Origin of the sequence: Schleiferilactobacillus harbinensis DSM 16991, from assembly GCF_000425885.1 — a bacterium.
Lineage (GTDB): Bacteria > Bacillota > Bacilli > Lactobacillales > Lactobacillaceae > Schleiferilactobacillus > Schleiferilactobacillus harbinensis.
Map to the genome: position 1 here is coordinate 22,866 of NZ_AUEH01000039.1, position 6,498 is coordinate 29,363.

The following is a 6,498-nucleotide window of genomic DNA, read 5'->3' on the forward strand; positions in this document are numbered from 1 at the left end:
TTTCTTTCAAAATAATGCATCATCTGTCCTCTAAATGGGCTCCGCGACGATGATCGCTGCGCCCTCTTTCATGAAAGGAGCCATTCTTATGGCTAAGACATTACGCGACAAGCTGATTCCCTATACATTTGTCTTGCCAGCATTGCTCCTGCTGGCACTATTCTCTCTAATTCCAATCTTCATCGCTTTAATCATCAGTTTCACGGGGTTGGATATTACAGGTTTAGGTGATTGGTCACAAATTAAATTTATCGGTTTGCAAAACTATACACAACTGTTCCACGATAGCGCTTTTCTTCAGTCCATTCTGAATACCGGGTACTATGTGATCATCGGAGTACCTTTGGTTATCTTGCTTTCTCTGACTGTCGCAATTCTAATCAATTTTGGACAAAATCGGTTTTTCCGGTTTATGCGATTGGTCTTTTACACGCCATCAATCACCAATACCGTGGCCGTTGCAGTGGTATGGACTTACATGTACAACCCGAGTATGGGTCTACTGAACAATCTTTTCGGTAAGATCGGCCTAGGACCCTTTCCTTGGCTCAGTGATCCGGCTACGGCCAAGATGTCATTGATCATTTTGGCCGTCTGGAAAGCAATTGGTCTTAATATGTTGATTTTCTTGGCCGCCTTACAGGGAATTCCCGAATCACTCTATGAAGCAGCGGAACTTGATGGGGCTGGCTGGTGGCAGCAAACCCGGCATATCACCTTGCCGTCGCTGTCATTTTCTATCTTTTTCGTGACCGTTACGACGTTGATTGGCTGGTTCCAGTTCTTCGACGAACCTTTCGTTATGACTAAAGGCGGACCATTGAATAGTACAAACTCTGTTGCCCTGTTCGTTTACCAAAACGGGTTCCAGAATAGTAACTTTGGATACGCAGCCGCTGGGTCGTTCGTTATGTTCACGGCAATTATTATCGCCACACTGGTGCAATTCAAGCTGCAAAAGAAGCAGCAAGGAATTTAGGAGGCTGTATTAATGATTAATGGTAATAAGACAGCCGTGCGCAACGGCAAAGTCGCAGTGGGCGCAATCCTGCTATTCTGGGGCTTCATCACTATTTTGCCTTTTTTATGGATGTTTCTTTCCTCTTTCAAGACTAATGCCGAAATCTCGCAGGCGACTCAAAATTTTCTGCCCAACCACTGGACATTGGATAACTACAAGCGTTTGTTCATCGATAGTAATTTTGGAGTCTATCTCAAGAACACGTTAATTATCACGTTGTTTTCCTTTATGGGTATGCTGTTGAACGCGATGGCAGGTTATGGCTTTGCCAAGTTTAAATTCAAGGGACGCGGTCCGCTATTTATTCTTGTATTAGCCACGATGATGATTCCAGGACAAGTGACCATGATCCCGGTTTATCTCATTTTGAATGAGATGCACTTAACCAATACGTTGGCCGGTATTATCTTACCTGGATTGGTGGGGGCTTTTGCCATTTTCCTGTTCCGTCAGTTCATGAGTAATATTTCAAACTCCATCATTGAAGCCGCACGGCTCGATGGTGCCAGTGAGTGGTATATATTCTGGCACATCATCATCCCTATCTCTAAACCGGTGCTGGCTGTTCAAGGAATTCTCACTTTTATCGGAGGTTGGAACGCATTCCTGTGGCCCTTGATCATTGCTAACGATCAGAAATACTATACGCTTTCTGTGGGCCTTCAATTACTCCAAGGTCAGCACACATCAGATTATGGTTTGCAAATGGCTGGTTCCTCCTTTATGGTTATACCGATCGTGATTATCTTCGTTATTTTCCAGAAGTACATTTTACAAGGATTCAATGTGCAAGCAGAAAAGTAGTAGCTGATCAATAACAATATGGGGGGGATTTAAGTGGCTGGTATTCGTGATATCGCCAAAAAGGCAGGTGTGTCGATTTCAACAGTCTCTTATGCCTTGAATGGCAGTTCGAAGGTCACCGAGGAAACTCGTGCCAAGATTAAGCACATCGCTATGGAACTCAATTATGTGCCGAATCTGGCAGGGCGCACACTGAAGAAACAAAGCACCAACATTATTGCAATGTACGTTGCAGATTTTGGCGGGGACTTTTACAGTCATGTGATTGATGGGGTCGATCAGGTACTCCGTGCCAATCATTATGAGCTTATTGTTGGTGCAGGGGGCGACAAGTCGCGGGCGCTAATTCCCCAGAAATTTGTGGACGGTGCAGTGATCCTGGATCAAGCCTTCCCTGATCGGCTAATTAAAAGTTTCGCGAAACAAGGCAGTAAGATGGTCGTCATGGACCGTGAATTGTCTGGCACCAATGTGCATAAGGTCTTATTGGATAATGCAAAAGGGGCTGAACAGGCCATTCGGGCATTGGTTGCGGCCAAAGTCGACTATTATGTTTTCATCAGCGGGCCTTCTGATTCCTATGATTCTCAAATCCGGCTGCAAACAGCATTAGCTTCTTTAAGTGATAAAACTGACGCACCAGTGGTTGTTATTCCCAGCGACTTTACGATTGAGGGCGGCCGCAAGGCAGCAAAAAAGATCAGCAATGCGCACCTAAAAAATGTCGGTGTTTTCGCGCTGAACGATGAACTGGCAATCGGTCTTTATGAAGCTTTGCCCGAGTTAGGTTATACCGTGGGTAAAGACATCAAGATCATCGGCTTCGATAATGATCTTATTGGTCATTATCTAACCCCGCAACTAACAACAATTGATTACTCAAAACATAAATGGGGCGAAACAGCTGCCCAGACCTTGATTGATATGATTAAAGATAATGGTCAGGCAAGTAATCATTACATTGAAACAAAGGTGATCCGACGCGGGTCGCTTGGAGAGGAAACAGTTAATCATGATCAAGACAGACTCTCTCACTTTTGAGATTGATGGCCGGCCGACCACAATTTTAGCGGGTGAGGTTCACTATTTTCGTTTGCCGCCAACTCGCTGGCAATCCGTGTTGACTGAACTGAAGGCTGCCGGCATGAATACGGTGTCCACATACATTCCCTGGCTAGTCCATGAAGAGGAGGAAGGTGTATTTGATTTTACCGGTCAGTCGGACGAACGGAATAATTTGAAGCACTTCATTGAGTTGGTTCATCAAAATGGCCTCTATTTGATTGCCCGGCCGGGACCATTTAATATGGCTGAACTGAAGAACGAGGGCCTCCCATTTTGGGTGAGAAAAAAATATCCCGCTATTATTCCCACTACTTGGGCGGGTCAGACGGTGCCCACGGGGACTGTCGACTATACAAATTCAGATTTCAAATATGCGGCGCAGAATTGGCTGCAAGCCGTCTGCCAAATTTTGGCGCCGGCTTTGCGGACTCATGGCGGCCCGATCATCGGTGTCCAGTTGGATAATGAAGTGGGTATGCTTAGCTGGATCAGTAATGCCCCTGACTTAACAGATACAACCGTTGCTGAATTTTCGGTATGGCTGCAACACAAGTATAATAACCAGTTGCCAGCAGTTTATCCTGCGGATTTCTTGGCCACTGCTCGTATTCGCCAATACATGGAAAAACCGGACGATGCCTGGGTGCTGCAATATCAAAATGATCTGGGTTATTATATGCGTTATCGCTTTAAGAATTATCTGGCTTTCCTTGCGGATACTGTCCGTGATGCTGGAATTGTCAATACGCCGCTGCTTATCAATGTGCATGGTACTGATCAAGGACGGGGAGAAACATTCCCCATCGGTATCAGTCAGCTTTATGACGCATTCACTTTGAAAGATGTCATCATTGGTACGGATGTTTATTTTGGCAACTTCGATATGACCACCGCTACCCATTTGTATACGCTCAATCGTTTTATGCAGAGCGTTGACGGTGATTGGCCGCTCGCTACATTGGAATTCAATGCTAGTTCGGGTAATAACGACGATCATTTACCGATGCAAATTGATGCCAGTGCGTTGCCTTTGAAGACGCGGTTACAACTGGCCCAAGGCACGAAAATAATTAATGATTACCTGTTTACGGGCGGTTTCAATCGATTGTTGGCGGTGCCCGTCGCTGATGGGAATTCTCGTATTGGTATCCATGGGCATCGCCATGGTTTTGGTTCACTGTTATCGCCTGAGGGCAAACCAAACTATACGCTGCCGGCCATGGCCCAAGTGGGCAGCATCATTAAGAATACTGACTGTTTGTTGGCACCCATGCATTCAGTGACTGCACCAATTTCTGTGGGCTTTATTCCTGATGATTACATGACGGAGTATCATTATCCCCACAGTCAGACAGCTGCTCGGTTTGTTACCGATCAGGAAAACAATCGGGCAATCTTACCGTGGAACAATATTTTAATGAACTTATTGTCTGCCAAGTACAATTATGATGCCTGGGATCTGCAAAAAGACTTACCTACTCATGATGACCGCCACGTTCTGGTGGTCCCCACCGGCCAAGCTATGCCGGCAATCGTGCAAAAGCGGTTACTGGAGTATGTTCACAAGGGTGGTCAACTCCTGTTACAGGGTGAGCTGCCCGTGAGTGATTTAACCGGTCAGCCGGATACGACTCTAATTAATGGGCTCGGACTGAGGCCATTACAATTGAAAAAGGAATCGGTGACGTACTTCCCGACAATTACACACCACGCATTTGCTGATGGTTTACCGGAGGTTCGTATTCACCAATTCCAATCATTTGAGCCAACTAAATCAGACAGCATTGTGTTCTGGCGTGAATTGGAGTCGAATACGGCAGTCGGGGCACTATTCAATGTTGGTCCTGGCCGGGTCGCTTTTCTGGGATCAGAAGGCCGTTTTGACCCGGCATTCTATCAACTATTGCTGAATCAGTTTGAAGTGGCCCCGCAATTGACACTGACACCGGCAGCGCCATTTGTCTTGGCCTTTATCACTCAAAGCGATGAAGGGACATTACTTCACTTGTTAAATACGCTGGATGTCCCGGCCACTTTTAGCATGCACGATTCCCACGGCCAGCCGCTTTTCGGCAGACATCCCATCACAATCGGTGCCAAACAGGGGCTAATGTTGGCCATGAACATCACCATTGCTGATTGGCGGTTGGTCTATGCCACCGCCGAAATAGTCAATTTGAACCATCAGGAAATTTCTTTTGCAATTAAGTCGACTGATGATGTGATTGCATTAACGACGCACGTTGTCGTCATGGCCAGTGATGACTTCTGGGTGGAAAAACAGGCAACAGCGACCATCTTGCATCTGCGTCATACCGGCATATTTACCTTACATCAGGAAGGAGACCTTACCATTGGCAGTTTTTCACGTTGAATTCAGCTCAGAAAAGCTTGGGATGCGTTCTCGCCTAAACGTTTTGCTGCCAGAAAACGCGCAACCTAATTTGCCGATATTGCTGCTGCTCCACGGTCTCGGTGATGATGAAAACGCCTGGCTAGAACAAACCAAAATCGCGGATTATGCCCGCGATCAACAGGTGGCAGTCATCATGCCGCGAGCGGATCGCAGTTACTACACGAATACTGTCAGCGGCATGCACTATTTCGACTATATTAGTGAAGAAGTAGTGGCCCGCTGCCGTCAGTGGTTCTCATTGTCTGCGCAACCGGATGACACGTATGTTGGTGGGCTATCCATGGGCGGTTATGGCGCATTAAAATGTGCCTTGCTCCATCCAGAGATATTCGCCGGGGCCTTCTCACTATCGGGTGTACCAGATATCGTTGAACAGTGGCGCGAGCATCCTGAACGAACGTCTTGGTACACTGCACTTTTTGGCAAGAAAACTGAATTAGCGGGCAGCACGAATGATATGGTTTCTGTGGTACAACGGTGGCCGGACGATCAGAAAAAGCCATTTTTATGGCAACTTTGCGGGACTGAAGATCCTTTCTTGAGAATGAACGAAAGATTTCATACGATAGCACAACAGTCTGGGTTCGAGAATTCCTTGGAGCTCGTTGCAGGAGCCCATGAATGGCGAGTTTGGGATACAGCCATTCAGGAAGTTTTACCATTAGTGGCGAGGAAAACAAAACAGTAATATCAGTTGAATTTTAAACGAGCATTCGTGATTTTATACAGATGTTTCACCTAGATCATTTGACAGATCGCAGTGGCAGATCAATACGGTGACGAACGGGTTATAGGCAGTACGGGAAGCTTGGCGGATGGCGCCAAGCTTTTTTTGCAAGAAAGTCTGACCCGTATGGACTCAAAACAGGGGTAAGCGGTCGTTGACATAGGTATCGTGACCCGGTGCAGGCCTCCTTGTAAACTTGGTTTATCAAGTAAACAAGGAGGCCTTTCATGGTTCAAATCAAAGATATCGTGCCGATCCAGGTGACCGACCGGTCGCCGAAGCCGCTGGTCAAACCGCAGGTTGCGGCACGAGTGAAGCTCAAGGACGCCGAGGTCGTGTTTTACACCGGTGTTGACCGGGCAATTCTGCACGTGGTGCTCCAGGAGTTGACAGGCAATGTTCCCCAATATCCAAGAGCTTAACATCTATATCATTTGCGGAAAAACGGACCTGCGCAAAGGAATC

General features: G+C 46.6%; 6 protein-coding genes. All 6 read left to right on the forward strand.

Annotated features, from left to right (window positions below; translation table 11 throughout):
- Window positions 1-88: 88 nt before the first annotated feature.
- The 6 genes from H627_RS0111580 (at window position 89) to H627_RS0111605 (ending at window position 6,455) form a co-directional block, all read left to right on the forward strand.
- Entirely contained in the window at window positions 89-979 is an 891-nt protein-coding gene (locus H627_RS0111580; protein ID WP_027829090.1) for a carbohydrate ABC transporter permease, read from the forward strand.
- A gap of 12 nt (window positions 980-991) precedes the next feature.
- Window positions 992-1,825, forward strand: a complete 834-nt coding sequence (locus tag H627_RS0111585) for a carbohydrate ABC transporter permease (protein WP_051225389.1) — start codon at window positions 992-994, stop codon at window positions 1,823-1,825.
- Between the two features lie 33 nt (window positions 1,826-1,858).
- Complete coding sequence (locus tag H627_RS0111590) at window positions 1,859-2,866, forward strand: LacI family DNA-binding transcriptional regulator (protein WP_027829092.1); 1,008 nt, start codon at window positions 1,859-1,861, stop codon at window positions 2,864-2,866.
- Window positions 2,838-5,264, forward strand: a complete 2,427-nt coding sequence (locus tag H627_RS18110; RefSeq protein ID WP_051225390.1) for a beta-galactosidase — start codon at window positions 2,838-2,840, stop codon at window positions 5,262-5,264. The genes H627_RS0111590 and H627_RS18110 overlap by 29 nt, the downstream gene beginning before the upstream one ends.
- Window positions 5,245-5,994, forward strand: a complete 750-nt coding sequence (locus tag H627_RS0111600) for an alpha/beta hydrolase (protein WP_027829093.1) — start codon at window positions 5,245-5,247, stop codon at window positions 5,992-5,994. Before H627_RS18110 ends, H627_RS0111600 begins: the two co-directional genes overlap by 20 nt.
- Window positions 5,995-6,260: 266 nt before the next feature.
- On the forward strand, window positions 6,261-6,455 hold the full coding sequence (locus H627_RS0111605) for a hypothetical protein (RefSeq protein ID WP_027827606.1): 195 nt from the start codon (window positions 6,261-6,263) through the stop codon (window positions 6,453-6,455).
- Window positions 6,456-6,498: the final 43 nt, after the last annotated feature.

What these genes read in the sequence shown, in the direction of transcription:
- H627_RS0111580 (WP_027829090.1), top strand. Translation starts at nt 89, where the DNA reads ATGGCTAAGACATTACGCGACAAGCTGATTCCCTATACATTTGTCTTG.
- H627_RS0111585 (WP_051225389.1), top strand. Translation starts at nt 992, where the DNA reads ATGATTAATGGTAATAAGACAGCCGTGCGCAACGGCAAAGTCGCAGTG.
- H627_RS18110 (WP_051225390.1), top strand. Translation starts at nt 2,838, where the DNA reads ATGATCAAGACAGACTCTCTCACTTTTGAGATTGATGGCCGGCCGACC.
- H627_RS0111605 (WP_027827606.1), top strand. Translation starts at nt 6,261, where the DNA reads ATGGTTCAAATCAAAGATATCGTGCCGATCCAGGTGACCGACCGGTCG.